Source organism: Amycolatopsis acididurans, assembly GCF_012328925.1.
Classification (GTDB): Bacteria; Actinomycetota; Actinomycetes; order Mycobacteriales; family Pseudonocardiaceae; genus Amycolatopsis_E; species Amycolatopsis_E acididurans.
The window spans coordinates 1-25,541 of sequence record NZ_JAAXLS010000055.1 but is presented as its reverse complement, the minus strand read 5'-3'; the positions used below and the strand labels follow the sequence as shown (position 1 = coordinate 25,541).

Annotated in this window: 28 protein-coding genes; 20 read left to right on the top strand and 8 right to left on the bottom strand. The window is 69.2% G+C overall.

What is annotated here, in order from left to right; genetic code table 11:
- Positions 1–12: 12 nt before the first annotated feature.
- Positions 13–2,730, bottom strand: a complete 2,718-nt coding sequence (locus tag HFP15_RS36630; RefSeq protein WP_168522178.1) for a glycoside hydrolase family 78 protein — start codon at positions 2,728–2,730, stop codon at positions 13–15.
- A gap of 190 nt (positions 2,731–2,920) precedes the next feature.
- Between HFP15_RS36630 and HFP15_RS36625 the strand changes: the two genes are divergently transcribed.
- The 10 genes from HFP15_RS36625 to HFP15_RS36580 all read left to right on the top strand — a co-directional run bounded on the left by HFP15_RS36625 (position 2,921) and on the right by HFP15_RS36580 (position 10,427).
- Positions 2,921–4,345 carry an acyl-CoA carboxylase subunit beta gene (locus tag HFP15_RS36625; RefSeq protein ID WP_312871925.1) on the top strand — a complete coding sequence of 475 codons (1,425 nt, stop codon included), beginning with the start codon at positions 2,921–2,923 and terminating at the stop codon, positions 4,343–4,345.
- An 18-nt stretch (positions 4,346–4,363) separates the two neighbouring features.
- The gene (gene rfbA, locus HFP15_RS36620) at positions 4,364–5,242 is read left to right on the top strand and encodes a glucose-1-phosphate thymidylyltransferase RfbA (protein WP_168522176.1); all 879 of its coding nucleotides are present in this window, start codon (positions 4,364–4,366) and stop codon (positions 5,240–5,242) included.
- Between the two features lie 11 nt (positions 5,243–5,253).
- On the top strand, positions 5,254–5,469 hold the full coding sequence (locus HFP15_RS36615; RefSeq protein ID WP_168522174.1) for a biotin/lipoyl-binding carrier protein: 216 nt from the start codon (positions 5,254–5,256) through the stop codon (positions 5,467–5,469).
- 39 nt (positions 5,470–5,508) lie between these two features.
- The gene (gene hemB, locus HFP15_RS36610; protein ID WP_168522172.1) at positions 5,509–6,480 is read left to right on the top strand and encodes a porphobilinogen synthase; all 972 of its coding nucleotides are present in this window, start codon (positions 5,509–5,511) and stop codon (positions 6,478–6,480) included.
- 63 nt (positions 6,481–6,543) lie between these two features.
- Positions 6,544–7,065 carry a hypothetical protein gene (locus HFP15_RS36605; protein ID WP_168522170.1) on the top strand — a complete coding sequence of 174 codons (522 nt, stop codon included), beginning with the start codon at positions 6,544–6,546 and terminating at the stop codon, positions 7,063–7,065.
- Positions 7,062–7,481: a transport-regulating membrane protein Mce1N gene (mce1N, locus tag HFP15_RS36600; RefSeq protein ID WP_168522169.1), complete on the top strand. Its 420-nt coding sequence runs from the start codon at positions 7,062–7,064 to the stop codon at positions 7,479–7,481. The genes HFP15_RS36605 and mce1N overlap by 4 nt, the downstream gene beginning before the upstream one ends.
- Positions 7,482–7,494: 13 nt before the next feature.
- The gene (locus HFP15_RS36595; protein WP_168522167.1) at positions 7,495–7,839 is read left to right on the top strand and encodes a hypothetical protein; all 345 of its coding nucleotides are present in this window, start codon (positions 7,495–7,497) and stop codon (positions 7,837–7,839) included.
- Between the two features lie 97 nt (positions 7,840–7,936).
- A complete protein-coding gene (gene hemL, locus HFP15_RS36590; protein ID WP_168522165.1) occupies positions 7,937–9,238 on the top strand; it encodes a glutamate-1-semialdehyde 2,1-aminomutase in 1,302 nt (433 codons plus the stop codon).
- Positions 9,235–9,861 (top strand): histidine phosphatase family protein, encoded by a 627-nt coding sequence (locus HFP15_RS36585; RefSeq protein ID WP_168522163.1) that lies wholly within the window; start codon positions 9,235–9,237, stop codon positions 9,859–9,861. The genes hemL and HFP15_RS36585 overlap by 4 nt, the downstream gene beginning before the upstream one ends.
- A complete protein-coding gene (locus tag HFP15_RS36580) occupies positions 9,858–10,427 on the top strand; it encodes a TlpA family protein disulfide reductase (protein WP_168522161.1) in 570 nt (189 codons plus the stop codon). The genes HFP15_RS36585 and HFP15_RS36580 overlap by 4 nt, the downstream gene beginning before the upstream one ends.
- On the opposite strand, the gene HFP15_RS36575 is transcribed toward HFP15_RS36580, so the two are convergent.
- Positions 10,333–10,911, bottom strand: a complete 579-nt coding sequence (locus HFP15_RS36575) for a hypothetical protein (RefSeq protein WP_168522159.1) — start codon at positions 10,909–10,911, stop codon at positions 10,333–10,335. The genes HFP15_RS36580 and HFP15_RS36575 overlap by 95 nt on opposite strands.
- 142 nt (positions 10,912–11,053) lie before the next feature.
- Here HFP15_RS36575 and HFP15_RS36570 point away from each other — a divergent pair, with 142 nt between their 5' ends.
- From HFP15_RS36570 to HFP15_RS36555, 4 genes are read left to right on the top strand one after another with little or no spacing between them, the layout of a single operon-like run.
- Positions 11,054–11,827 (top strand): cytochrome c biogenesis CcdA family protein, encoded by a 774-nt coding sequence (locus HFP15_RS36570; RefSeq protein ID WP_168522157.1) that lies wholly within the window; start codon positions 11,054–11,056, stop codon positions 11,825–11,827.
- A complete protein-coding gene (resB, locus tag HFP15_RS36565; protein ID WP_168522156.1) occupies positions 11,824–13,437 on the top strand; it encodes a cytochrome c biogenesis protein ResB in 1,614 nt (537 codons plus the stop codon). Before HFP15_RS36570 ends, resB begins: the two co-directional genes overlap by 4 nt.
- Before the next feature lie 3 nt (positions 13,438–13,440).
- Complete coding sequence (gene ccsB, locus HFP15_RS36560) at positions 13,441–14,424, top strand: c-type cytochrome biogenesis protein CcsB (RefSeq protein WP_168522154.1); 984 nt, start codon at positions 13,441–13,443, stop codon at positions 14,422–14,424.
- A complete protein-coding gene (locus HFP15_RS36555) occupies positions 14,424–15,515 on the top strand; it encodes a MinD/ParA family ATP-binding protein (protein ID WP_168522152.1) in 1,092 nt (363 codons plus the stop codon). Before ccsB ends, HFP15_RS36555 begins: the two co-directional genes overlap by 1 nt.
- A 29-nt stretch (positions 15,516–15,544) precedes the next feature.
- Here the strand turns inward: HFP15_RS36555 and HFP15_RS36550 are convergent, their stop codons facing one another.
- Positions 15,545–15,721 carry a hypothetical protein gene (locus HFP15_RS36550; RefSeq protein ID WP_168522149.1) on the bottom strand — a complete coding sequence of 59 codons (177 nt, stop codon included), beginning with the start codon at positions 15,719–15,721 and terminating at the stop codon, positions 15,545–15,547.
- A 156-nt stretch (positions 15,722–15,877) separates the two neighbouring features.
- A complete protein-coding gene (locus HFP15_RS36545; protein WP_168522147.1) occupies positions 15,878–16,087 on the bottom strand; it encodes a BldC family transcriptional regulator in 210 nt (69 codons plus the stop codon).
- A gap of 170 nt (positions 16,088–16,257) precedes the next feature.
- On the opposite strand from HFP15_RS36545, the gene HFP15_RS36540 reads away from it, so the two are divergent.
- The 3 genes from HFP15_RS36540 to cds1 are packed head-to-tail and all read left to right on the top strand — an operon-like array spanning position 16,258 to position 18,052.
- Entirely contained in the window at positions 16,258–16,716 is a 459-nt protein-coding gene (locus HFP15_RS36540; protein WP_168522145.1) for an Lrp/AsnC family transcriptional regulator, read from the top strand.
- Between the two features lie 11 nt (positions 16,717–16,727).
- A complete protein-coding gene (locus HFP15_RS36535; protein ID WP_168522143.1) occupies positions 16,728–16,991 on the top strand; it encodes a DUF4229 domain-containing protein in 264 nt (87 codons plus the stop codon).
- Complete coding sequence (gene cds1 / locus HFP15_RS36530) at positions 16,988–18,052, top strand: L-cysteine desulfhydrase Cds1 (RefSeq protein ID WP_168522140.1); 1,065 nt, start codon at positions 16,988–16,990, stop codon at positions 18,050–18,052. The genes HFP15_RS36535 and cds1 overlap by 4 nt, the downstream gene beginning before the upstream one ends.
- On the opposite strand, the gene HFP15_RS36525 is transcribed toward cds1, so the two are convergent.
- Genes HFP15_RS36525 through HFP15_RS36515 form a run of 4 tightly spaced genes read right to left on the bottom strand, consistent with a single transcriptional unit; the run spans position 18,045 to position 21,168 of the window.
- Positions 18,045–18,917: a 1,4-dihydroxy-2-naphthoate polyprenyltransferase gene (locus tag HFP15_RS36525; RefSeq protein ID WP_168522138.1), complete on the bottom strand. Its 873-nt coding sequence runs from the start codon at positions 18,915–18,917 to the stop codon at positions 18,045–18,047. The genes cds1 and HFP15_RS36525 overlap by 8 nt on opposite strands.
- Before the next feature lie 24 nt (positions 18,918–18,941).
- Entirely contained in the window at positions 18,942–19,076 is a 135-nt protein-coding gene (locus tag HFP15_RS43685) for a hypothetical protein (RefSeq protein WP_281355741.1), read from the bottom strand.
- Between the two features lie 33 nt (positions 19,077–19,109).
- Entirely contained in the window at positions 19,110–20,234 is a 1,125-nt protein-coding gene (menE, locus tag HFP15_RS36520; protein WP_168522136.1) for an o-succinylbenzoate--CoA ligase, read from the bottom strand.
- Positions 20,235–20,244: 10 nt separating this feature from the next.
- Complete coding sequence (locus HFP15_RS36515; protein WP_168522134.1) at positions 20,245–21,168, bottom strand: 1,4-dihydroxy-2-naphthoyl-CoA synthase; 924 nt, start codon at positions 21,166–21,168, stop codon at positions 20,245–20,247.
- A 57-nt stretch (positions 21,169–21,225) separates the two neighbouring features.
- On the opposite strand from HFP15_RS36515, the gene menD reads away from it, so the two are divergent.
- The 3 genes from menD to HFP15_RS36500 are packed head-to-tail and all read left to right on the top strand — an operon-like array spanning position 21,226 to position 24,895.
- Positions 21,226–22,884, top strand: a complete 1,659-nt coding sequence (menD, locus tag HFP15_RS36510) for a 2-succinyl-5-enolpyruvyl-6-hydroxy-3-cyclohexene-1-carboxylic-acid synthase (protein WP_168522132.1) — start codon at positions 21,226–21,228, stop codon at positions 22,882–22,884.
- A gap of 53 nt (positions 22,885–22,937) precedes the next feature.
- A complete protein-coding gene (locus HFP15_RS36505; protein ID WP_168522130.1) occupies positions 22,938–24,443 on the top strand; it encodes a M1 family metallopeptidase in 1,506 nt (501 codons plus the stop codon).
- A 56-nt stretch (positions 24,444–24,499) separates the two neighbouring features.
- A complete protein-coding gene (locus HFP15_RS36500) occupies positions 24,500–24,895 on the top strand; it encodes a DUF3592 domain-containing protein (protein WP_210718343.1) in 396 nt (131 codons plus the stop codon).
- Positions 24,896–25,541 lie beyond the last annotated feature (646 nt).

The following is a 25,541-nucleotide window of genomic DNA, read 5'->3' as shown; positions in this document are numbered from 1 at the left end:
CCACTTCGCTGTTCAGGGGAGCAGTTTTTCCAGTTCTTCGCGGGCTTCCTGGTCGGGTTCTCTGATCGAGTCCTGCTGTCGCGCCAAATGGAGCGGCAAGTCCAGCGGAGTGGAGTCGAAGTAGGGCGCCGACGTGGACGCGATCTGCGTGGCGTCGTTTCCCAGCCCGTGTTTCATCAGCAGGGCGACCGTGTCCTTCCACAGCTCCGCGTCATCGATGAGCTCGCGGACCGTGACGATCGGGCCTCGCTCCCGGTCGTGACAAGGATCGGCGGTCGTCCAGGTGTGGCTTCCGTGAGCCACCGTCACCGGCTCGGCGCCCGGCAGATGCACGGTGGCGTCGGTGCCGACCGGAATTGTGACGTTCAGCGTGAACCGGCCGTTTTCCCGCTTCCAGGCGACGGAAGCTTCGCCGTAGGGGGTGTGGTGGCGGGCACCGGCGTGGCTGAGTGCCTGGTAGGGGGCCGGGTTGACGGTGATGTGGCGGTACCCGGGCGCGGCTGGGGCGAGTCCGGCGACGCGCCGGTGCATCCAGTCGGCGACCGCGCCGAGCGCGTAGTGGTTGAAGCTGGTCATCTCGCCGGGATTGATGGTGCCGTCGGGCAGCATGCTGTCCCAGCGTTCCCAGATCGTGGTGGCGCCCATCGTGACCGGGTAGAGCCAGGACGGGCAGCCGGTTTCGAGCAGCAGCCGGTAGGCGAGGTCGGGCCGGCCGGCGGTGCACAGCGCGTCGGTGATCAGCGGCGTGCCCAGGAATCCGGTGGCGACACGAAACCCGTTCTCCTTCACCAGGTCGGCCAGCCGTCGGGCCGCTCCGTCCCGCTGCCCGGTGGTGGGAAGCAGGTCCCACTCGATCGCCATGGCGTAGGCGGTGGGCGCCTCGCTGAGTATCCGGCCCCCGGCACTGACGTACTCCCGCGCGAACGCCGCACGCGTCGCGGCGGCCACGGCGGCGTACCGCTTCGCTTCTTCTTGCTGTCCAAGGGCTTCGGCGGCGTCACGAACGATTGTGGCGGAGCGGGCGAGGCAGGCCGTGGCGACGACGTCGGGGTGGGCCTTGGCCGCGTAGGGGTTGTCGGGCGGTGCGGTGGGGTCGAGCCAGTCGCCGTACTGGAAGCCACCGACCCATACGCTGTCGGTGGTCAGGGACACGACTTTGTCCACCCAGGCTTTCATCGAGTCGAACTGCCGCTCCAAGATCCGCAGATCGCGATAGCTCTGATACACCACCGTCGGCGTGACCGTCGCCGCGTCGCCCCAGCCCGCGGCGGCGGGCGCCGAGGAGATCACCACGTCGGGGACGACGTGGGGCACGGTGCCGTCGGGGTGCTGGTCACAGGCGAGATCGGCCAGCCAGCCGGAGAGGAAGCCGGCCGTGTCGAACAGGAAGGCGGCGGTGGGGGCGAAGGCCTGGATGTCGCCGGTCCAGCCGAGACGTTCGTCGCGCTGGGGGCAGTCGGTGGGAACCTCGAGGAAGTTGCCGCGCATGCTCCACACCACGTTGTGGTGGAACTGGTTCAGGTTCGGGTCGGAGCAGTCGAACCAGCCGGTGCGGCGCAGGTCGGTGCCGACCACGACGGCTACGGCGGTGAAGTCGGCGGCGCCGCTGATCTCGGCGTAGCGGAACCCGTGAAAGGTGAACCTCGGTTCGACGATGTGCTCGCCCCCGGGTAGCACGTAGGTATCGGTCGCTTTGGCGGACCGCAGCGGCCGGGTCCCGAGTTCCTCCCCTTCGAGGACTTCCGCGTGCCGGACCGTGATCTCGCCGGGTCCGCGGACGCGGAGCCGTACCCAGCCGACGAGGTTCTGGCCGAAGTCCACCAGGGTCTTGCCGGAGGGGGATTGCCACGTATTGACCGCGGGCAGGATCTCGGTGACGCGCACCGGTGGTCCTTCGGGCGCGACCAGGCGCCCCAGGTCGGCATCGACGATCTCCACGCGATCCGTTGCGGCGGTCGCGGTGAAGTCGGTGACCTGGCCGTCGTAGAGGTCGTCGGCCTGAATCGCGCCGGTGCGGGCGCTCCAAGAGGTGTCGGTGCCGACGACTTCGCGGATGCCGTCGGCGTAGACGATCTCGACCTGCGCCAGCAGGCCCAGCCGGTCGCCATACGGCGCGCTACGCCGTATCCGGCCCCGGAACCAGCCGTTGCCGAGCACCACGTCGAGACTGTTCGTCCCCTCTACCAGCAGGGGCGTGATGTCGTAGGTCTGGTAGCGCAGGCGATGCCGGTAGGAGGTCCAGCCCGGCGCCAGTAGTTGATCCCCGACCCGCTGCCCGTTCAGCGTCGCCTCGTAAACGCCGTGGGCGGTCGCGTACAACCGTGCCGACACCACGCCCGGCCGGATCGCCAGGTCGTGGGACAGGATCGGCGCCGGTCCGTCGATCGTGGCCGGACTGATGAAGCGGCCGGCCCAGTCCCACGGCGACAGCAGGCCAATCTCCACAGTGGACACCTCGCTCCAGCTGGTCCACTCGTTCCCCGAGGCCACGCGCACCCGGACCGAGGCCTGCTCCCGCGACCACAACGGCTCGAACGGCCACGGCACCAGCACCTGCTCCGCCGACTCGACCCGGACGACCACCCCGTCCCGCTCCAGCTCGTACGCCGTTTGCGACCACGACGGATCCGAAGTGACCACCTGCCACGACAGGCGCGGCGTTCCCGTGCCGATGCCGAATGCGCGATCGTGGTGCTCGAAGCGAACAGGACTGACTTCGTGGGCGGCCATGGACCCTCCGGTAATTTTGGAACGCAAGTGCTGTTCACTGAAACCCTGCGTCGAGGCTAACGATGCGGGTCGGGGGCCGCAAGAACCCGGTGGAAATGAACGCTTGTGCGCCTTCGCCCGGACCGGCACGCTTTTTCTTGCCTGAATTCAGCTTCTCGGCATTTCGCTCACGGTTATTAGGCTGCTATTCGTGGTTCAGCATGCTATTGCCGCGAAAGGCGATTTCCCGTCCGGGCGTACCGGGGTCCGTCCCGCGGAGCGGGCCGCCGCTTTGCTGGACGCAGGCACGTCATCGCCGCTGCATCCCGCTGATGACAGCGGTATCGGCACATTCCGCGGACGACTCGACGGAATTCCCGTCATCGTCTATTGCACGGACGTCGCGCGAATGGGCGGAGCGATGGGCGTCGACGGTTGCGCGCGGATGGCGGAAGCGATCGACACGGCGATCCGGGAACGTTGTCCCGTTCTCGGTCTTTGGCATTCCGGCGGAGCCAATATCGCCGAGGGGGTCGCCGCGCTGGACGCGGTCGGCAAGGTGTTCGCCGCGATGGTCCGGGCCTCCGGGCGGGTGCCGCAGATCTCGGTCGTGCTGGGGCCCGCCGCCGGCGGCGGGGCTTACGGTCCCGCGCTGACCGACATCGTGATAATGGCGCCGGCGGGGCGCGTGTTCGTCACCGGACCGGACGTCGTGCGCTCGGTCACCGGCGAGCAGATCGATGCCGAAGGGCTGGGCGGCGCCGAAGCGCACACCCGCAAGTCGGGGGTCGTCCACATCGTCGCGTCATCCGAGCAGGACGCGTACCAGCGGGCCCGCCGCGTCACCGGTTTCCTTGTCAGGCCTGGGCTTTTCGATCCCGGATCGGTGCAGGAGCGTCGCGACCTGCGGGCGTTGCTGCCCGACCAGCCGCAGCGGGCGTACGACGTCAAACCCGTGGTGTCGGGCATTCTCGACCCCGGCCAGTTCGAGGAACTCCAGCCGAAATGGGCGCCGAACATGGTCGTCGGGCTGGGCCGTCTCGGCGGCCGCGCTGTGGGCGTCCTCGCCAACAACCCTCTGCGGAAGGGCGGGTGCCTCGATTCGCTGTCCGCCGAGAAGGCTTCGCGGTTCGTGCGGATGTGCGACTGCCTGGGCGTCCCGCTGGTGGTGCTGGTCGACGTGCCCGGATATCTGCCCGGCGTGGGACAGGAATGGGAAGGCGTGGTGCGCCGCGGCGCGAAGTTGCTCCACGCGTTCGCCGAAGCCGTCGTACCGCGCGTCACGCTGGTTCTGCGCAAGTCCTACGGCGGGGCGTACATCGCGATGAACGGGCGCTGCCTCGGTGCCACCGCAGTCTTCGCCTGGCCCGATGCGGAACTCGCCGTCATGGGGCCCAAGGCGGCGGTCCGGATCCTGCACCGCAAGAAGCTCGCCGCGGTCACCGAAGACGAGCGTGCCGCGCTCGAGGCCCGGCTGGTGGTCGAGCACCGGGAGCTGGCGGGCGGCCTCGATCGCGCCATCGAACTCGGCGTGGTCGACGAAGTCGCCGATCCGAAGGACACCCGCCGCATTCTCGCGGAGACGATCGCCGCTGCCCCGCTCGTTCGCGGCAACCACGGAAACATTCCGCTCTAACGCCAGTGGAGGCTCATTGTGAAGGGAATCGTTCTCGCGGGCGGGAGCGGAAGCCGGCTGCGCCCGGTGACGCTGGGGGTCTCGAAACAGCTGATTCCGGTATACGACAAACCGATGATCTACTACCCGTTGTCCGTGCTGATGTTGGCGGCGATCAACGAGATCCTCATCATCACCACTCCGGTGGATCGCCCGTACTTCGAACGCCTTCTCGGCGACGGCTCCAGGTGGGGACTGCGGCTGACCTACGCCGAGCAGGAGAACCCGAACGGGATCGCCGAAGCCTTCATCATCGGCGCCGACCATGTCGGAGACGATTCGGTCGCGCTGATCCTCGGGGACAACATCTTCCATGGGCCCGGTTTCTCGCGGCTGCTCCGGACCAATGCCGACGACCTTAAAGGCTGCGTGCTGTTCGCGTATCCCGTGCGGGATCCCGAGCGCTACGGAATCGCCGAGGTCGACGAGGACGGTGTGCTGCTCTCGCTCGAGGAGAAACCGGCACGGCCGCGGAGCAACCTGGCGGTCACGGGGCTCTACTTCTACGACAACGACGTCGTCTCGATCGCCCGGCGGTTGCGGCCCTCCCGTCGCGGTGAGCTGGAGATCACGGACGTGAACGACACCTACCTTCAGCGCGGGCGCGCGAAGGTCGTCAATCTCGGCCGCGGCTTCGCCTGGCTCGACGCCGGTACGCACGAGTCGTTGCTGGAAGCGGGCCATTACGTGCGAACCCTGGAGGAGCGCCAGGGAATTCACATCGCGTGCCTGGAGGAGATCGCGTTGCACAGCGGTCGGATCGACGCCGACCGATGCCACCAGCTGGGCAGCCACATGGCCGGCTCGGGTTACGGGCGATACGTCATGGAACTCGCCCACGCCGCCCGGCCGCGGTGAGCGTGGTCGCGATGGCGGAAGAAGTCCGGGCGGAGATCGTCGCGAACGTGCTGGAGGTGCTCGTCCGCGTGGGGCAGCGGCTGACCGCGGGTGACGTGGTCGTGCTGCTGGAGTCCATGAAAATGGAGATTCCCGTGCTGGCCGAGGCGGACGGGCTGGTGACCTCCGTCGCGGTGCGTGAAGGTGATGTGGTGCAGGCGGACGCGCTGCTGGCCGTCCTGGAGTAGGCCGCGAGCGCCCCTTCGCACGGGAGTACCGTCGGCGAGGTGTTTCCTGAGCATCGCCCCCGTCGGCTGCGTTCCACCGCCGCTCTCCGGCGGCTCGTCAGTGAGACCACGCTCCGGCCGCGCCAGCTGATCTTGCCCATGTTCGTCGCGGAGGGCATCGAGGCGCCGCGGCCGATCTCCAGCATGCCGGGCGTCGTGCAGCACACCCGCGAGTCGCTGCGCAAGGCGGCCGTCGACGCGGTCCGCGCCGGTGTCGGCGGGCTCATGCTGTTCGGCATCCCGCGTGAGCACGACCCACTCGGCTGCGGCGCGACGGACGAGAACGGCATCCTCAACGTCGCCCTCCGCGACCTGCGCGCCGAGCTCGGCGACGACACCGTGATCATGGCCGACACGTGCCTCGACGAGTTCACCGATCACGGCCACTGCGGAGTGCTCAACGCCGCGGGCGAAGTCGACAACGACGCGACGCTGGACGTGTACGCGAAAATGGCCGTCGCGCAGGCCGACGCCGGCGCGCACATGCTCGGGCCGAGCGGCATGATGGACGGCCAGGTCGGCGTCATCCGCCGCGCGCTGGACGAGGCCGGGCACCAGAACGTCAGCATCCTCGCCTACTCGGCCAAGTACGCCAGCGCCTTCTACGGCCCCTTCCGCGAGGCCGTCGATTCGCAGCTCAAGGGCGACCGCAAGACCTACCAGCAGGACGCGGGCAACGCGCGCGAAGCGCTCCACGAGATCGAACTGGACATCGCCGAGGGTGCCGACGCGATCATGGTCAAACCGGCGCTCGCCTACCTCGACGTGCTGCGCGCGGCCGCCGAAGCGTCCCCGGTCCCGGTCGCCGCGTACAACATCTCCGGTGAGTACGCGATGGTCGAGGCCGCCGCCGCGAACGGCTGGCTCGATCGTGAACGCACGATCCTGGAGGTGCTCACCTCGATCCGCCGCGCGGGCGCCGACATGATCCTCACGTACTGGGCCACCGAAGCGGCGGCTTGGCTGGACTAGCTGTCCCGCCTGCCCACCGCCGCCCTCAACGGAGCCGGTTCCCGGCGCAGTATTCTCCTGGGCGTGACCGAACCGAACGAAACCGACGACGAGCGTCGCGCGCAGGGCCTGCCGCCCGCGCCGAGCATCGAAGGTGAGCAGACGCCCGTCAAGCCGCCGAAACCGGTGGAGGTCTCGTTCTGGCTGTGGGTCGTCTCCGGTGTCGTGTTCGTCATCGGCTACGCGATCATGTTCTTCGCCAAGAACGTGCTCATCGACCAGCTGGTCAGCAACAACACGAACAAGAACGTCACCGCCGACCAGATCCGCTCCGGCACCACGGTCCTGCTCGCCGTCCTGCTGGTGGGCGCGGTCTCGTTCGCGGCGCTCTACACCCTGTTCGCGTGGAAGGCCCGTCAGGGCACCCGCTCGGCACGCACGGTCCTCACCGTGCTCATGGTCATCACCCTGCTGTTCCAGCTGCTCCTGCAGTTCGCGAGCATCGTCACACTGACCGCGACCCTGATCGGCCTGGTCGCGCTGCTGCTGATGTACCTGCCGAAGGTCGGCCCGTACTTCCCGAAGGTCACCCGTACGGGCCGATGAGCGAGATCCGGTACCTCGAGCGCGGCGCGACGTGGACCGCGCTGCTCTACGGACCGCTGTTCGCCGTCCTCGGGTACCTCGCCGAACTCGTCACCGGCGCCACGCACACCGTCGCCTGGATCCTGGTGGGCCTCGGCCTCGCCGTCATCACCGCGCCGTGGATCTATGCCCGCCGTCGCTTCCTCACCGTGAAGGTCACCTCGACCGAACTGTGGGAAGGCCGCGAATCGGTCCCGCTCAGCAAGATCACCCAGGTCGACGACGTGGGCGCGCCGACTGGTGCGCGGGTGCTCGGCGGCGGCTGGAGCACCCCGCGCAAGTACGACGAGCTGCCGATCCGGCTCGACGACGACACCGTGGTGCTGGCGTGGGCGAAGGACGTGGAGGCTCTGCGCACCGCCTTGAGCGGAACGTGAGAACCTGGTCACCGTGAACGACGAACCCCCCAAGCTGCACCGGCCGTGGCGCGCGCTGGTCGCGCTGGGCGAGGTCGTCCTGGCCGCCGTCGCGCTCTGGGCCGCCTTCCGGTTCTGGGACTCGGGCGTGAAAACGCTCACGGTCAACCTCACCGACGGCACCGTGCTGACGTCCACCCGGTACCTGGGCAGCTGGATGGCCGGCGCGATCGGGCTGGGCACGCTCACCGCGATTCTGCTGGTCGACGCCGTGCGCGAGGTGCTGCTCGCGGTTCGCGCCAAGCATCGCCGCAAGCGTCGTGACGCCGAGCCCGAGGGCACCATCGAGGATTACGTGGCCCACCTGAACGAGGCCTGACCCCTCATCGGAGGCATCGACGAGACACCATCGCGAAGCCGCCCGTCGATGCCCACCGGGTGCGGGTGTCCCGCAAGACACTGCCAGACTGGCACTCGTGACGCACGGAGTCGATCAGTCCAAGGCATGGTTCGAACGGGCAGCAACCGCGACGCCCGGTGGGGTGAACTCGCCGGTGCGAGCGTTCAACTCGGTGGGCGGCACGCCCCGCTTCATGGTCCGCGGCGAGGGCCCCTATCTGTGGGACATCGACGGCAACCGCTACGTCGACCTGGTCTCCTCCTGGGGCCCGATGATCCTCGGGCACGCCCACCCCGACGTGGTCGCCGCGGTCCGCGCCGCCGCGGGTAGCGGACTCTCGTTCGGCACCCCGACCACGGGTGAGGTCGAACTCGCCGAGGAGATCATCTCCCGCGTCGATCCGGTGCGGCAGGTCCGGCTGGTCAACTCGGGCACCGAGGCGACGATGAGCGCGATCCGGCTCGCCAGGGGATTCACCGGCCGCAGCAAGATCATCAAGTTCGCCGGCTGCTACCACGGGCACGTCGACGCGCTGCTCGCGCAGGCAGGCTCCGGGGTCGCCACGCTCGGCCTGCCCACCTCGCCGGGCGTCACCGGAGCGCAGGCCGCCGACACGATCGTCCTGCCGTACAACGACATCGAAGCCGTTCGCAAGTCCTTTATGGACAATCAGGACAGCATCGCCGCGATCATCACCGAGGCTGCCGCCGGCAACATGGGCGCGGTGGCCCCGGTCGGCGACTTCAACGCGCAGCTGTTGCAACTCGCCCACGAGCACGGCGCGCTGCTGATCATGGACGAGGTGATGACCGGCTTCCGTGTGTCGCGCTCGGGCTGGTTCGGCATCGAAGGCGTCCCCGGCGACCTCTACACCTTCGGCAAGGTGATGTCCGGCGGCCTGCCCGCCGCGGCCTTCGGCGGGCGCGCCGACGTGATGGCCAAACTCGCCCCGGGCGGTCCCGTCTACCAGGCGGGCACCCTGTCGGGGAACCCCGTCGCCGTCGCGGCGGGCCTGGCCTCGCTGCGCGCCGCGGGCGACGACGTCTACCGCGCGCTCGACGCGAACTCCCAGCGGCTGGGCGCCCTGTTCACCGAGGCGCTGACCGCGGTGGGCGTGGCGCACCAGGTCGCGTACGCGGGCAACCTGCTCAGCGTGTTCTTCACCGACCGCCCGGTGCGCAACTACCAGGACGCGGCGGCCACGGAGACCTGGCGTTTCCCGGCCTTCTTCCACGCGCTGCTCGACCGCGGCGTCTACGGCCCACCGAGCCCGTTCGAGGCGTGGTTCGTCAACGCCGCGATGGACGACGCCGCGTTCGAGGTGATCGAAGCCGCACTGCCCGTCGCGGCCGCCGCGGCGGCGGAGGCGCAGCAGTGAGCACGATCGTCCACCTGCTCCGGCACGGTGAGGTCCACAATCCGGAGAAGATCCTCTACGGTCGCCTGCCCGGTTTCCGGCTGTCCGAGCGCGGGCAGCGGCAGGCGCTCATCGTGGCCGAATCGGTGGCCGCGCACGACATCGTGCACGTGGTCGCGTCGCCGTTGCAGCGTGCGCAGGAGACCGCCGGACCGATCGCCGGCGCGCACCGCCTCGACGTGCGCACCGACGAGCGGCTCATCGAGGCGGACAACGACTTCGAGGGCCGGCGCGTCTCGGTCGGCGACGGCGCGCTGCGCCAGCCGCGGCACTGGTCGAAGCTGCGCAACCCGTTCTTGCCCTCGTGGGGCGAGCCCTACCTCGAGATCGCACACCGCATGCTCGGCGCCGTGTACCGGGCGCGGGCCGCCGCGGAGGGGCACGAGGCGTTGTGCGTGTCGCACCAGCTGCCGATCTGGACGTTGCGCCGCTTCCTCGAAGGCAAGCCGCTGTGGCACGACCCGCGCAAACGCCAGTGCTCGCTGGCGTCGCTGACCAGCCTGGTGTTCGAGGGCGAGGAGCTAGTGGACATCGTCTACAGCGAGCCTGCCGGCGCCACCGACCCGAAGGTGACGGGCGCATGAAACGCGCACTCGTGGCCGTGCTGCTGCTCGTGCTGGCCGGCTGCTCCACCGGCAAGGACGCGGTGTCGCAGGGCAGCAGCTTCCAGTTCGTCGCGCCCGGTGGCAAGACCGACATCACCTACGAGGGCGCGGACCGCAAGGCGATCCCGAACCTCTCGGGTGAGGACCTGATGAACGAGGGCAAGCAGATCTCGCTGTCCGACTTCAAGGGCAAGGTCGTGGTGCTCAACATCTGGGGCCAGTGGTGCCCGCCGTGCCGCACCGAGGCGCCCGAGATGGAGAAGCTCTACCAGCAGAACCAGGCCGCCGGGGTGCAGGTGCTGGGCCTCGACGTGCGCGACACCGACCGGTCCGCGCCGCAGGACTTCGTGCGGGACCGCGGCCTGACCTACCCGTCGATCTACGACCCGCCCGGCCGGTCGTTGCTGCAGCTGACCGGGTACCCGCTCAATGCGGTGCCCTCGACCATCGTCATCGACAAGCAGCAGCGCGTCGCGGCGGTGTACCTGCGGAGCCTGCTGGCCGCTGACGTGGCTCCGCTGGTGCAGAAGCTGGCGGCGGAGTAGCCCGCAGCGCCAGTCCCAGCGCGGTGGCCAGGCCCACCGCGAGAACGCCGGAGCCCAAGGCCGTGGCCGGATTCGTGACGACCGGCGTGTGGGCGAGGTGTGCGTAGAGGTAACCGATGGCGTCCGCGGCCGAGCCTGCGACGGCCAGGCCGGTCACCCCCGCGGCCGCATGCCACGCCTGCGTGCCGCGTACCAGCAGCACGATCAGCACCATCGCGGCGGTGATCTGGGTCGCCGTCAGCGTCGCGAGGCGCGGGTAGTCGCCGGGGTGGTCCGCGATCGGCGCGAGCAGCGCAGAGCTCAGCACGAGCGTCGTGCCCAGCAGGGTTCCGGCCAACGGGCTCCGCACGCCCAGCCACGCCGCGCCCGCGGTGGCCACGGAGCACGCGAGCAGCGGGACCGTGGCGGGGTGCCTGGCCACGGCCGCGAACTCCCAGAGCAGGGGCAGACCGAGTGTGGCGGCGAGCAACCATGTCCAGCGCATGTCAGGCACGGTATTGGCGGTACGGGCCCGGTCACTTCGGTCGCTCGGTCAGTCGTGCATCGGCCGATGCTTTAGAGTTACGCGCGTCGCAATCGGCCGCCCCGAAAAGCTCACACGAACCTCACTGCTTACCCTCAGCAGGGTGAACTCCGTGACTGAGCTGGCGACTTCAGGGCCGCTGCTCCTCGCCGCCGGAGTCGCGCTCGTCGCCGGCGCCATCTCCTTCGCCTCGCCCTGTGTGGTTCCGCTGGTGCCCGGCTACCTCGCCTACCTCGCGGCGCTCGTCGGCGCCGACGCGCCCGCCGTGAACGCCGAAGAGGGGCCCAAGAAGGGCCGCTACGCCGTCGTCGGCGCGGCCGCGTTGTTCGTGCTCGGGTTCACGGTGGTGTTCGTCGCCGGGCTCGGCACACTCGTGTGGCTGGCCGACGCGGTGCTCACCAACCAGGATCTCCTGCAGCGCATCGGCGGAATCGTCACCATCGCGATGGGTCTGGTGTTCCTCGGGCTGATTCCCGCGCTGCAGAAGGACATTCGCTCACACCGCCTGCCGCGCGGGGGCCTGCTCGGTGCCCCGCTGCTCGGTGCGGTGTTCGGGCTGGGCTGGACGCCGTGCATCGGCCCGACGCTGTCCGGGGTGCTCGCGCTGGCCACCGCGACCGGCAGCGCCGGTGCCCGCGGTTTCGTGCTGATCCTCGTCTACTGCCTCGGTCTGGGCCTGCCGTTCCTGCTCATCGCGTTCGGCGCCCGCTGGGCCGTGCGCGCGACCGACTGGCTGCGCCGCAACGGCCGCCGCGTGCAGATCTTCGGCGGCACGCTGCTGCTGGTCGTCGGGGTGCTGCTGGTCACCGGCCTCTGGGGGGAACTCGTCGGCTGGATCCGGAACGCCGTCGTCACGGACACGGTGTTGCCGCTGTGACCGCGACCCAGGCGCCCCCCGAGCCCAAGCAGCCGTACTCGCCGTCTCCCTTGTCGCGAGTGCTGGCCTTCCTGCGCAACACCTGGCGCGGGCTCACCGCGATGCGCACCGCGCTGATCCTGCTGTTCCTGCTCGCGCTCGCGGCGCTGCCCGGCGCACTGCTGCCGCAGCGCCCGCTCAACCCGGACAAGACGGCGTCCTACATCACCGCGCACGGCTGGTGGGGCACGCTGCTGGACCGCCTGCAGTTCTTCAACGTCTACGCCAGCGTCTGGTTCTCGGCGATCTACCTGCTGCTGATGGTGTCGCTGATCGGCTGCCTCACCCCGCGCAGCCTCGAATACGTCCGGTCGATGCGCGCCAAGCCGGTGCTCACCCCGCGCAACCTGGCGCGGATGCCGCATTTCCGCGAGTCGCGAGTGGACCGCGGCGCCGACGAGGTGATCGAGGCGACGCGGGCGCGGCTGCGTGGCTGGCGGCTCGTGGTGCGCGACGAGAAGGACGGCGCGCGCTCGGTCAGCGCCGAGAAGGGCTACCTGCGCGAGACCGGCAACCTCGTCTTCCACTTCGCGCTGCTGGGCCTGATCATCGCGTTCGCGCTGGGCAAGATGTACTCCTACGAGGGCCAGGTCATCGTGCAGGCCACCGGGGGAGAAGGCTCCCAGTTCTGCAACTCGGGCATCTACGCCTACGACTCGTTCAACCCAGGCCTGCGCGTCGACGGCACCGACCTGGAGCCGTTCTGCGTCAAGGTCAACGACTTCACGGCGGTGTACACGGCGCAGAACCAGCCGACGCACTACCAGTCGAACATCCAGTACCAGTCGGGCGCGGACCTGCAGAGCAACACGTGGCGGCCCTACCTGCTCGAGGTCAACTCGCCGCTGCGCACCGCGGGCAACCGCGTCTACCTGATCAACCACGGGTACGCGCCCAAGTTCACGGTCACCTACCCGGGCGGCGCCACGCGCACCCAGGCGGTTCAGTGGGTGCCGAGCGACCCCACGACGTACCTGTCCCAGGGCGCGACGAAGTTCGACCCGCCCGGCGTGACCGACTCGGCGGAGCGCCGCACGAAGCAGCTCGCGATCACCGGGCTGCTCGCGCCGACGCCGTTCGTCCACGGCGGGTTGCTGACCTCGACCGCGCCGGAACTCGACAACCCGATGGTCGCCGTCGACGTGATGCGCGGCGACCTCGGCCTCGACTCGGGCAACGGCCAGTCGATCTTCTCGATCGACCAGTCGATGGTGGCCGACGGCAGGCTCAAGCGAGTCGCCCGCGAGAACCTCTCCGTCGGCCAGTCGATCACTCTCGACGACGGCACGAAGGTCACCTTCGACGGGGTCCAGCAGTGGGTCTCGCTGCAGATTTCACACGATCCGACGCAGGACTACGTGCTGGGCTTCGCGGTCGCGATGCTCCTCGGTCTCGGCGCGTCGCTGCTGGTCAAACGGCGCAGGCTGTGGGTGCGGGTCAGCCCTGCGGGAGACGGTGAAAACGGTACGGTGGTGCAGGTGGCCGGACTGGCCCGCACCGACCAGGCTGGTTATGGCGAGGAGTTCGTCCGGCTCGCGGACGAACTGCTCACGGGCGGAAAGAGGAAGTAGCGAATGCCGGTCAACGAAACGTTGTCCCAGTACAGCGACTGGTCGTACACGACCGCGACCGCGATCTACGTCGTCGCGCTGGCTTTCTTCCTCATCGAGCAGTCCTTCGGTGCGAAGGGCAGGCTCGCGGCCGAACGCGCCAAGTCGCGCGCCCGTGAGCTCGTCGGCGCGGGTGGCCCGAGCGTGACCGAGACCACCGTGGACACGGCCCCGCCGGCGCCACGGCCGGTGGGCCGCGCCGAGCGCATCGGCCGCATGGGTGCCGCGCTGACCGTGCTGGGCGTGCTGCTGCACCTGTCCGCGCTGGTGCTGCGCGGTCTCGCGACGCATCGCGTGCCGTGGGGCAACATGTACGAGTACATCATGGTGGTGACGCTCATCGCCGTGATCACGTGGCTGTGGGCGATCAAGAAGTTCCCGGTCCGCCACCTGTCCGGCTTCATGCTGCTGCCGATCGTCATCCTGATGTTCATCGGCGGCACGATGCTCTACACGGTCGCCGCACCGGTCCAGCCCGCGCTGCAGTCCTACTGGCTGGTGATCCACGTTTCGGCGGCCGCGACCTCGTCCGGCATCTTCCTGGTGCCCGGTGTGGCCAGCCTGCTTTACCTGGTTCGCGCGGCACACGAGCGCAACCCGAAGCGGTTCGCGAAGTTCGCGTCGAAGCTGCCCGCGGCCGAGGTGCTCGACCGCGTCGCCTACCGCACGACGGTGTTCGCGTTCCCGCTGTTCACGTTCGGTGTGCTCTGCGGTGCGGTCTGGGCGGAGTCGGCGTGGGGCCGGTTCTGGGGCTGGGACCCCAAGGAGACCACGGCGTTCGTCGCCTGGGTCGTCTACGCCGCGTACCTGCACTCGCGGGCGACCGCCGGCTGGCGTGGCTCGCGGGCCGCGGTGATCAACACGCTCGGCTTCGTGGTCACCGTGTTCAACCTGTTCTTCATCAACCTCGTCACGACGGGCCTGCATTCCTACGCCGGGGTCGGCTGATGACGGATCCGAGAGACCGCGACCCCTACTTCTCCGAGGAGCGCACCGACTCCCAACCGCATCCCGCCCCACCGCCGCAGCGGCCACCGCAGTACCCGCAGGGCTACGACCCGAACCTGCCGCCGCTACAGCCGCAGTCGCCGTACCCGCCGCTGCCGCAGCCGTCCCGGGCACGGCAGGACATCCCCAGCGCCCACGTGGTGCGGCCGCCGAAGCGCACGCCGAAGTCGGGCTGGCGCAAGGCGCTCTACATGGGCTCGGGCAAGCTCATCAACCCGGGGGAGAGCCCGGCCGAACGGCGCCAGCGCGAGCTGATCGGGCGGGTCAACCAGCCGCTGCGGGGCTGCTTCAAGATCGCGATGCTGAGCCTCAAGGGCGGTGTGGGCAAGACCACGATCACCACCACCCTCGGCGCCACGTTCGCGTCGTTGCGCGGCGACCGGGTGATCGCGGTGGACGCGAACCCGGACCGTGGCACGCTGTCGCAGAAGATCCCGATCGAGACCACCGCGACCATCCGCCACCTGCTCCGGGACGCGGACAAGATCACGCGGTACAGCGACGTGCGCGCGTACACGTCGCAGGGCGCGTCGCGGCTGGAGATCCTCGCCAGCGAGCAGGACCCGGCGGTGTCGGAGGCCTTCTCCGAGCGGGACTACCTGCGCGCGGTCAGTCTGCTGGAGCACTACTACAACATCGTGCTCACCGACTGTGGCACGGGTTTGATGCACTCGGCGATGAAGGGTGTGCTGGACCTGGCGGACGCGCTGGTCGTCGTCTCGTCGGGTTCGGTGGACGGCGCCACGAGTGCGTCGGCGACGATCGACTGGCTGGAGGCGCACGGCTACGGCGACCTGGTGAAACGGTCGATCGTCGTGATCAACTCGGTCCGCCCGAAGGCGGGTTCGGTGGATCTGGACAAGCTCGCGGCGCATTTCGCGGCGCGCGCCCGCACGGTGTGCCGGATCCCGTTCGACCCGCATCTGGAAGAAGGCGCCGAGATCGAACTCGACCGCCTGGAGCCGGACACGCGGCTGGCGCTGCTGGAACTGGCGGCCGCGATGGCGGACGCGTTCCCGAGTAAAGCCTGAGGGCTCTTTACGGTCCGGGCGGCGCCGCGTCAGCTCTCGTCGTCGGGGCGGCGCTGCTGTTCGCCCAGCTTGCGCAGGAATTCGGGGTCGTCGTCAGGGGCGATGGGAGCGCGTCCGGAGGAGACACCGACCCGCTCGGGGCCGAAGGCTCGCCACAACAGGACAGCGATGGTGAGCGCTCCGATCGCTGCGAGCAGGTAGATCATGCTCGCTCCCTTCCGAGTCTTTCGCCGCGATTTGCACTGCCGAGGGTAGCCCTTTTGCCGGAATCTCGGGTCGCGGCATTCCGCATGCTCGGTGAGCGAGCACCGGGCCCGCGGCATCCGGCGACTTTCGCGCCGGGCCGCGGGTCAGGCTGTCGTTCAGCCGCGGGTGGGCTCGTTCGCGTCCGTGGTCAGCTCGGCCAGCAGCTCGTTGACCTCGGACTCCCGGAACCGCCGGTGACCGCCCGGGGTGCGGATGGAGCCGATCCGTCCCGCCGTCGCCCAGCGCGTCACGGTCTTCGGGTCCACGCGGAACAGCGCGGCCACCTCACCAGGGGTGAGCAGGCGCCCTCCAACGCTAGCGGTCATTTTCCGCCTCCTTAACGGCCTTACTGCTATACCGGAAGCGTTCCTTCACTTCCGGATATCAACACGGCAATCGTTGCATCTCACCCGGCAGGTACTCGAACGGTTGTCGAAGAGTAAAGAGGTAGTAAGGGACAAATCGCCCAGGTCCGGCAGCGTTTAGAGTGGCCGCTGTGGACGCACTCGACCGCAAGATCATCGCGGAGCTACGCCTGAACGGGCGGGCCAGCTACGCCGAGCTGGGCAGGACGGTAGGCCTTTCGGCGTCCTCGGTGCACGAGCGGGTCGGCAAACTCGAGGCGGCGGGCGTCATCACCGGTTATCACGCGGTCGTGAACCCGAGCGCCGTCGGCCTCGGCGTGACCGCGCTGGTCGGGATCCAGCCCACGGACATCGCGGAGAACGACGACCTCGCGGACGCCCTGGGACGGCTTCCCGAGGTTGAGAGCTGCTACGCCGTGGCCGGCGACGAGGCGTTCGTGGTCAAGGTGCGGGTGACGACGGTGGACGAACTGGAGCAGACACTGGGCAGGCTGCGCCGCATCGAGGGTGTCGCGCGCACGCGGACGACGGTCGTCTTGTCGACACGGTTCGAGGGGCGGCCCAACAACAGCGAGTTGGGTGGCGCGTAGCCTTGGAGGCTGTGAGTAAGACGCCGCATCTGGCCCGTGACCTGACCCTTTACCTTCTCGCGCGGTTCGGTTTGATCGCCGTGATCGCCGCGGTGCTGGTGCTGGTGAAGGTGCCGCTGCTGGTCGCGCTGGCGATCGCGATCGTGGTCGGGTTGCCGGTGGGGCTGCTCGTGATGCGAGGGCTGAACGCCCGGGTGACGGCCGGCCTGGCGGCGCGTAACGAGCGGCGGGCGCGGGAGCGGGCGAAGCTGCGGGCGGAGCTGCGCGGCGAATGAACCGGGCCTGGGTTCGCGAGGCGGTCAGGCTGATCGAGGCGGACGCCAACCGGAGTGCCGATACGCACCTGCTGGTCTTTCCGCTGCCGCCGGAGTGGGGCATCGACCTGTACCTGAAGGATGAGTCCGTTCATCCGACGGGCTCGTTGAAGCACCGGCTGGCGCGGTCGCTGTTGTTGTACGGGCTGGTCAACGGGCAGATCGGGCCGGACACGACGCTGATCGAGGCGTCGAGCGGTTCGACGGCGGTGTCGGAGGCGTACTTCGCGCGGATGCTGGGCCTGGATTTCGTGGCGGTGATGCCGCGGAAGACGAGTCCGGAGAAGGTCCAGCTGATCGAGTTCTACGGCGGCCGGTGCCATTTCGTCGACATCCCGGCGGAGATGTACACCGAGGCCGAGCGGCTGGCCACGGAGTGCCGCGGGCACTATCTCGATCAGTTCACCTACGCGGAACGGGCGACGGACTGGCGGGGGAACAACAACATCGCGGAGAGCGTGTTCGCGCAGATGCGCCTGGAACGGCATCCGGTGCCGACGTGGATCGTCGTGGGTGCCGGGACCGGCGGGACGAGCGCGACGTTCGGCAGGTACGTGCGGTACCGGCGGCACACGACGAGGATCTGCGTGGTGGACCCGGAGAACTCGTCGTTCTACGGGGCGTGGCAAACGGGTGCGCTGGACTACACCACGGGGATGCCGTCGAGGATCGAGGGAATCGGCCGCCCCCGGGTCGAACCGTCGTTCGTGCCGGACGTGATCGACGAGATGATCCAGGTCCCGGACGCGGCGTCGATGGCGGCGATCCGGCTGCTGCGGGAGCGGACCGGCCACTGGGCGGGCGGCTCCACGGGCACGAACCTGTACGGCGCCTTCCAGCTCATCGCCCGCATGCTGGAGGCAGGCCGGCACGGCTCGGTGGTAACCCTGCTCTGCGACGGCGGCGAACGCTACGCCCACACCTACTACAACGACGAATGGCTCGCGGAGCAGGGATTTGACGTCGCGGCCCATTCCGCCGTGCTCGAGAAGTTCCTCGAGTCCGGCCGATGGGCTAGCTGACGGCCAACGCGATTCCACTCAGGACGGACCAGGCCAGCATCGCGAGGCCGGTGTCCTTCAGGACGGGGATCAGGCGCGGGCCGACTCCGCCGGAGGTGATGGCCCGGACCGGGTTGATCAGCAGGGCCGCGGTGATCAGACCGATCAGCGCGATCGGGTGCCAGATGCCGATCACGACGGTCACGATGTAGGGCACCGCGATGAGAAGCAGGTAGAAGCGGCGGGTGCCGGTGTCGCCGAGGCGGACGGCGAGGGTGTTCTTGCCGACTTCGCGGTCGGTCGGAATGTCACGCAGGTTGTTCGCCGTCAGCACCGCCGTGGAGAAGCAGCCGACCGCGACCGCGACGCCGAGCGCCTGCCAGCTGACCCGGCCGGCCTGGACGTAGACGGTGCCCAGCACGGCGGCCAGCCCGAAGAACACGAAGACGGCGATTTCGCCCAGGCCCGCGTAGCCGTACGGTTTCCTGCCGCCGGTGTAGAACCAGGCGCCCAGGATGCAGACGGCGCCCATGATCAGCAGTTCCCAATGGCCCGTCGCGATGACCAGGACCAGGCCCAGCACCCCGGCCAGGCCGAGACAGCCCAGTGCCGCCGTCAGCACGCGGCGGGGAGCGGCGACACCCGAGCCGACCAGGCGAAGCGGGCCCACCCGGTTCTCATCCGTGCCGCGGATGCCGTCGGAATAGTCGTTGGCGAAGTTGACGCCGATGATCAGCGACAGCGCGACCAGCAGGGCGAGCAGCGACTGCCACCACGAGAAGGCGCCCAGTTGAATCGTGGCCCCGACGCCGGCCACCACCGGTGCGATCGCGTTGGGGAGGGTCCTCGGCCGGGCCCCTTCGATCCACTCTGCAACTGTCGCCATGTCACCCATTTTGGGGGACGGCCGTTACTCCCCGTCGAGCGGGACGCTCCAGGTGAGGGTGCCCGAGCCCGGCAGCTCGGTCGCGGACGCGGTCATCGGAACAGCCAGTGCGGCGAGCGCGAGAACCGCCGCGACCAGGGCACGCTTTGGCGAGATCATGCTTTCGAGTGAACGTGGCCGCGTTGGAATTTGTCAACTGAGTTGGTTGAACATTTTCAGCACGCCCGCGCGGTCGATCTTGCCGGGCCCACGCAACGGCAGCGCGTCCACGAACTCGACGCGCTTGGGCACCGCGGCGGCTCCCGCGGTGGCGCGGACGGCGGCGCGCAGGTCCGGCACCGCCGGTGCGTCACCTTCCGGAATCACCGCGGCGGCGACGATCTCGCCCCATTCCGGATCCGGCAGGCCCACCACGCACGAATCGCGCACGCCCGGGCAGCCCGCCAGGACACGCTCGATGGCGGCGGCGGAAACCTTGACGCCCCCGGTGTTGATCACGTCGTCCATCCGGCCGAGGACCTCCAGCCGCCCGTCGACCAGGCGCCCGCGGTCGCCGGTGCGGAACCAGCCGTCGACGAACGTCTCGGCCGTCAGATCGGGACGCAGGCGGTAGCCGTGCGCGAGGACCGGGCCCGACAGCAGGACCCGGCCGTCCCCGGCGATCTCGGCCCGCACTCCGTCCAGCGGCACGCCGTCGTAGACGCAACCGCTTGCGGTCTCGCTCATCCCGTACGACGGGATGATCCGCACGCCGGCTTCAGCGGCCCGTTCGCGCAGCGCGCCCGAGGTCGCCGCGGCGCCGATGATGACCGCGTCGAAGGAGCGCGCCGCCTCGAGCCCGGCGCCGCCGGCGTCGAACAGGCGGGTCAGCTGCGTCGGCACCAGCGCCGTGTAGCGCGGGCTGCCGCCCACCAGCGCCGCCGCCTCGGCGAAGCGCTCCGGGCGGAACGGGCCGGGCGGCAGCGGCACGCACGTGGTCCCGGCGACCAGCGACCGCACGATCACCTGCAGGCCGCCGATGTACTGGGCGGGCGTGGCCAGCAGCCAGTGCCCGGCACCGCCGAGCCGCCGGTGCGTCGCGGTCGCCGACGCCCGCAGCGCGTCCGCGGACAGGAGCACGCCCTTCGGCTCACCGGTCGAGCCCGATGTCGCGATGATCACAGCCGTACCCGACTCGACGGGTTCCGACGGCGACATGGCGTCCCGCAACGCCGAGGAACCCGGCGCCAGCGGCAGCACGGCCGCACCACCGTCGAGTGCCTCGGCGACGGCGTTCCTCAGCTCGTCGAACGAGCCGTCGATCCAGACTTCGCGCACGTGCCCGGCCTCAGTAGTAGTACGGGAAGTTCGACCAGTCGGGCGAGCGCTTCTCCAGAAACGCGTCCCGGCCCTCGACCGCCTCGTCCTGCATGTACGCCAGCCGTGTGGTCTCGCCGGCGAAGAGCTGCTGGCCGACCAGTCCGTCGTCGATCAGGTTGAACGAGTACTTCAGCATCCGCTGCGCCGTCGGCGATTTGCCGTTGATCTCCCACGCCCACTGCAGGGCCTCCGCCTCGAGCGATGCGTGCGGCACGGCGGCGTTGACCGCGCCCATCTCGTGCATCTGCTGCGCGGTGTACTCGCGGCCGAGGAAGAAGATCTCGCGCGCGAACTTCTGCCCGACCTGCCTGGCCAGGTAGGCCGATCCGTACCCGCCGTCGAAGGAACCCACGTCGGCGTCGGTCTGCTTGAAGCGGGCGTGCTCGGCCGAGGCGAGGGTCAGATCGCACACCGCGTGCAGCGAGTGACCGCCACCGGCGGCCCACCCCGGCACGACGCAGATCACCACCTTCGGCATGAACCTGATGAGCCGCTGAACTTCGAGAATGTGCAGGCGGCCGGCCCGCGCCGGGTCCACCGTGTCGGAGGTCTCGCCGCTCGCGTACTGATAGCCCGACCGTCCCCTAATACGCTGGTCACCACCGGAACAAAATGCCCACCCGCCGTCCCTGGGCGACGGGCCGTTCCCGGTGAGCAGGACGCACCCCACGTCCGAGCTCATCCGCGCGTGGTCCAGCGCGCGGTAGAGCTCGTCCACAGTGTGCGGCCGGAAGGCGTTGCGGACCTCGGGCCGGTCGAACGCGATGCGCACGACGCGCTTGCCAGAGCGTGCCTCAGCGGAGCGGTGGTAGGTGATGTCGGTGAACCCGAAACCCTCGACTTCGGTCCACGCGGTCGGGTCGAATAGCTCGGAAACCTGGGCGTCATGCACGTTTGGGAGAATAGGACGTGTGGCCATGATGACGGACGACACACCGGGAGGCGCCTGGTGAACCCGTCGACAGCGCAGGCCAAGGTCCTCGTCGATGAGCTCGTCCGCAACACCGTTTCCCACGTCGTCCTGTGCCCCGGCTCCCGCAACGCGCCGCTGTCCCTGGCGTTGCACGAGGCGGCCACCGCCGGACGGCTGCAGCTGCACGTGCGCATCGACGAACGCGGCGCCGCCTTCCTTGCGCTGGGCATCGCCGCGCGCACCGGACGTCCCGTCGCCGTGGTCTGCACCTCGGGAACCGCGGCCGCGAACTTCCACCCCGCCGTGCTGGAGGCCGATCGCGCCGGGGTGCCGCTGATCGTGCTGACCGCGGACCGGCCGCCCGAACTGCGCGCCGCCGGGGCCAACCAGGTCATCGACCAGCAGCGCCTGTACGGCAACGCCGTGCGCTACTACGACGAACTGGCCGTGGCCGAGCGCCGCGCCGGACAGAACGCCTACTGGCGCAGCCAGATCTGCCGCGCCTGGAACGCCGCGTACGGCGAATGGCGCTGCGGACCCGTGCACCTCAACGTGCCGTTCCGTGAGCCGCTGGTGCCCGATGGCGACTCCGAGTGGTATGAGTCCCTCGACGGCAGGCCCGGCGGCGCCCGCTGGACGGAGCTGCCGGACTTCGGCGCGCTGCCCTCGTTCGTGGTGCCCTCGGCGCGCTGTGGCCTGGTCATCGCCTGCGACAGCGGGGTGCGCGCGGCCAGCGAATGGGCGGAGCGCCACGGCTGGCCGGTGGTGTCGGAGACCGGCGGGCTCGGGTTGTCCGGTTCCACGGCGATCGCCAGCGGCGTGTGGCTGCTGGGTGCGGAGGGTTTCATCGCGCGGCACCGCCCGGAACAGGTGCTGTGCATCGGGCGGCCGACGGTGTTCCGCCAGGTGCAGGCCCTGCTGTCCGACTCCGATGTCGAAGTGCTGCTGGTGCGGCCGGACTCGGACTGGCCCGCGCCGGCGCACAACGTCCGGCAGGTGGGGCAGTGGTTCGACGAGCCGACCAAACCCGCCGATCCCGAATGGCTCGCGAGCTGGCAGAAGGCGGACCGAGCCGCGACCGAGGCGTTGAGCACCGCGTTGCGGCGCGAGCAGTGGCCCAGCGGTCTGCGCGTGGCCGCCGAACTGGTCGACGCGCTGCCCGCGGAGGCGCTGCTGGTGGTGGGATCGTCGAATCCGGCGCGGGACGTGGCGCTGGCGGGACGGATCCGGCCCGATGTGCTCGTACACCGCAACCGGGGCGTGGCCGGCATCGACGGAACGGTGTCGACCGCGATCGGTGCCGCGAGTGTGCACCGGGGGCACTCCTACGCATTGCTGGGTGACCTCACTTTCCTGCATGACGTGAACGCGCTGCTCGCCGACGACCGGCCCGATCTGACGATCGTGGTGCTCAACGACGACGGTGGTGGGATCTTCTCGCTGCTCGAACAGGGCGCGCCAGAACACAGCGATTCGTTCGAGCGCGTCTTCGGCACTCCGCATGGCGCCGATCTGGGTTCTCTGTGTGCCGGTTTCGGCGTTCCCCACCAGGTCGCGGGCACTTTGGCGGAGTTCCGGGAAGCACTGCGTCCAGCGCCGGGGTTACGAGTCGTGGAGGTGCGAGTGGACCGTTCGCGCCATCGCGACTTGCACTCTCGCGTGCGTTCGGCCGTGTCAACGGCGCTCGGTCGGTAAGACCCTTCTTTGGGCTGTATCCGGGTGAACATTTTCCGGATACGTTCGTCGCCATGCGCCTGCGAACCCGCGCGGGCCTGGGGGCAATCGCCACGGGCATCGCGATCACACTGTTCACCACTTCGGCCAGCGCTACCCCCGCGCCCGGGGCCTCAGGGGTCGGCGATTCCTACTACCCCTACGCCGGCAACGGCGGCTACGACGTCGCGCACTACGACATCCGCCTGACCTACCAGCCCGCCACCGACGAACTGTCCGGCACCACCACGATCGTCGCGACGACCACCCAGGAGCTGTCCAGCTTCGACCTCGACTTCGGGCTGCACGTCGACTCGATCCGCGTCGACAACGCACCGGCCGGTTTTCGCGCCGAGCGGCCGGGCGAGGTCGTCGTGACGCCCGTGAAGCCGCTGGCCAAGGGTAAGGCGATCACGGTCGTGGTCAGCTACGCCGACACCCCGTCCAAGGTCGTCATCGACAACTACACGGCATGGAAGAAGACGCCGGACGGGGCGCTCGCGGTCGACGAGCCACAGAACTCGCAGTGGTGGTTCCCCGCGAACGACCACCCGACCGACAAGGCCACCTACGACGTTTCGGTGGAGGTGCCCGACAACGTCGCCGCGCTGTCCAACGGCACGCTCGTGCGCAAGACCAAGCAGCGCGCGGGCTGGACCCGGTGGAACTGGCGCAGCACCCAGCCGCAGGCCACCTATCTGGCCACGCTCGAGGTCGGTGCGTTCGACGTGGACCAGGCGACTACACCGGCCGGGCAGCCGTTCGTCACCGCGTACGACCCGGCGGCGGGCGCGTCGCTGGACGCGGCCAAGGCGAGCGTCGAGCGGACTCCGGAGATCAACGAGTTCCTGGCCGCGCAGTTCGGGCCTTATCCGTTCGAGGCGCAGGGCGGTGTGGTGTCGACCGGGCTCAATTTCGCGTTGGAGGCGCAGACACGGCCGGTCTACAGCGACAAGTTCTTCACCTCGGGCAGCAACACGCCGGTCGTGGCGCACGAGAACGCGCACCAGTGGTTCGGCGACTCGGTGTCGCTGGGGCGCTGGAGTGACATGTGGCTCAACGAGGGCTTCGCCAGCTACGCCGAGTACCTGTGGTCGGAGCACGAAGGCGAGGGCACGCCGGCTGAACTGGCGCAGTACGTCTACGACTCGCACCCGGCCGACAACCCCCTGTGGAAGGTGCTGCCGGGCGATCCGGGGGTGGCCGACCAGTTCGACGATGCCGTGTACGACCGGGGCGCGCTGGCGGTGCAGGCGCTACGGACCGCCGTCGGCGACGACGCGTTCTTCAAGATCCTGCGGACGTGGGTGGCCGAACGCAAGGGCGGCGACGCGCGGATCGACGACTTCATCGTGCTGGCGGAGACGATCTCCGGGAAATCGTTGCGGGACTTGTTCAACACGTGGCTGTTCAAGGCGGGCAAGCCCGCGGTGGGGCCGAACGGGGCTAGCGTGCCGGCCGCACGGTCGGTGCCGAAGTCGTACGCGGGGATCCAGCGGACGCATGCCCAGTTGGCGGCGTCGCTATCCTCGGGTTCGTGACGAAGAGCGAGCAGCGGTGGCGGATCGGCCGTCGTGTGGTGCTCGGCGTGGCGGTGATGATCACCGTGCTGTGCGTCGGGCTGCTGCTCGCGGCCATCCGGAACGACAGCGCGATCACGGGCAATCTGGGCACGACCAACGCGCAGGTGGACTCGGTGTCGTGGGACCGGACGATCATCCGGTTCGCGACCCCGGACGGCGTGGTGCACATCCCGGCCAACGGGGTGCTGTACCCGGGCGGCCTGGTCGCCGGGGATCTGGTGCGGATCGAGTACGACACGGCGAACCCGGAGCTGGCACGGGTCGCCGGCCGTACGGCGACGCTGACGCTGCTGCCGTTGGGCACCACGGCCCTGATCACCTGGGCCATCGCGAGTGGCTTGCTGTGGTGGATCCGGCACCGAACCCGCCCAAAGACAACCCCGGCACCCGACCTGGTCCCAGCCGACTAACCGCGAGTCCAGACTTCCAAGCGCCCGAGTCGGGCTTTCCACGCGCCCGAGTCGGGGGTTTCTGTCGGCGCGAGTTGGGCTTTCTGTGTGCCCGAGTCGGGTGTTCCGCAAGCGCGAGTCGAAATTTCTGTACGTCCGAGTCGGGCTTTCTATGCGCCCGAGTCGGGTGTTCCGCAAGCGCGAGTCGAGGCTTCTGCGCGCCCGAGTCGCGCTTCCGCGCCTCGTGAGTCGGCGGTTCCGTGCGGCTGAGTCGGGGATCTTCGCGCGAGCCCACTTATCCACAACCTCCCAGTTGTCCACAATGGCGCAAGGTTCTTCCCCTACGCGTACCGAAATTGCGTCACTGTCGAAGCGTGACCGCTTTACCTGGAGGCCTTCACGGCGCCTATACGCGCACCGAACTGAGGCAAACGCTGACCGCTTATGCGCTGCGCACGGCGATCGAAGACCGACGCCTTGTCGTGTTCGCCAAGAACGTGCTCATCCAGCGGACACGTATGTCCGACTTTCCCACCCGCGCGGGTCTGTCAAACGAGCGGTGTAACTCGGGTTGAAGGGGAACTACTTGCGTCCGGCGGCCAGACGGCCGTCGAAGGCGATCTCGAACGCGTTCAGCGCGGGTTTCCACCGCATCGTCCAGCGTTTC

What these genes read in the sequence shown, in the direction of transcription:
- HFP15_RS36630 (WP_168522178.1), bottom strand. Translation starts at nt 2,730, where the DNA reads ATGGCCGCCCACGAAGTCAGTCCTGTTCGCTTCGAGCACCACGATCGC.
- HFP15_RS36615 (WP_168522174.1), top strand. Translation starts at nt 5,254, where the DNA reads ATGGCGGAAGAAGTCCGGGCGGAGATCGTCGCGAACGTGCTGGAGGTG.
- mce1N (WP_168522169.1), top strand. Translation starts at nt 7,062, where the DNA reads ATGAGCGAGATCCGGTACCTCGAGCGCGGCGCGACGTGGACCGCGCTG.
- HFP15_RS36580 (WP_168522161.1), top strand. Translation starts at nt 9,858, where the DNA reads ATGAAACGCGCACTCGTGGCCGTGCTGCTGCTCGTGCTGGCCGGCTGC.
- HFP15_RS36575 (WP_168522159.1), bottom strand. Translation starts at nt 10,911, where the DNA reads ATGCGCTGGACATGGTTGCTCGCCGCCACACTCGGTCTGCCCCTGCTC.
- ccsB (WP_168522154.1), top strand. Translation starts at nt 13,441, where the DNA reads ATGCCGGTCAACGAAACGTTGTCCCAGTACAGCGACTGGTCGTACACG.
- HFP15_RS36555 (WP_168522152.1), top strand. Translation starts at nt 14,424, where the DNA reads ATGACGGATCCGAGAGACCGCGACCCCTACTTCTCCGAGGAGCGCACC.
- HFP15_RS36550 (WP_168522149.1), bottom strand. Translation starts at nt 15,721, where the DNA reads ATGATCTACCTGCTCGCAGCGATCGGAGCGCTCACCATCGCTGTCCTG.
- HFP15_RS36545 (WP_168522147.1), bottom strand. Translation starts at nt 16,087, where the DNA reads ATGACCGCTAGCGTTGGAGGGCGCCTGCTCACCCCTGGTGAGGTGGCC.
- cds1 (WP_168522140.1), top strand. Translation starts at nt 16,988, where the DNA reads ATGAACCGGGCCTGGGTTCGCGAGGCGGTCAGGCTGATCGAGGCGGAC.
- HFP15_RS36525 (WP_168522138.1), bottom strand. Translation starts at nt 18,917, where the DNA reads ATGGCGACAGTTGCAGAGTGGATCGAAGGGGCCCGGCCGAGGACCCTC.
- HFP15_RS43685 (WP_281355741.1), bottom strand. Translation starts at nt 19,076, where the DNA reads ATGATCTCGCCAAAGCGTGCCCTGGTCGCGGCGGTTCTCGCGCTCGCC.
- HFP15_RS36505 (WP_168522130.1), top strand. Translation starts at nt 22,938, where the DNA reads ATGCGCCTGCGAACCCGCGCGGGCCTGGGGGCAATCGCCACGGGCATC.
- HFP15_RS36500 (WP_210718343.1), top strand. Translation starts at nt 24,500, where the DNA reads ATGATCACCGTGCTGTGCGTCGGGCTGCTGCTCGCGGCCATCCGGAAC.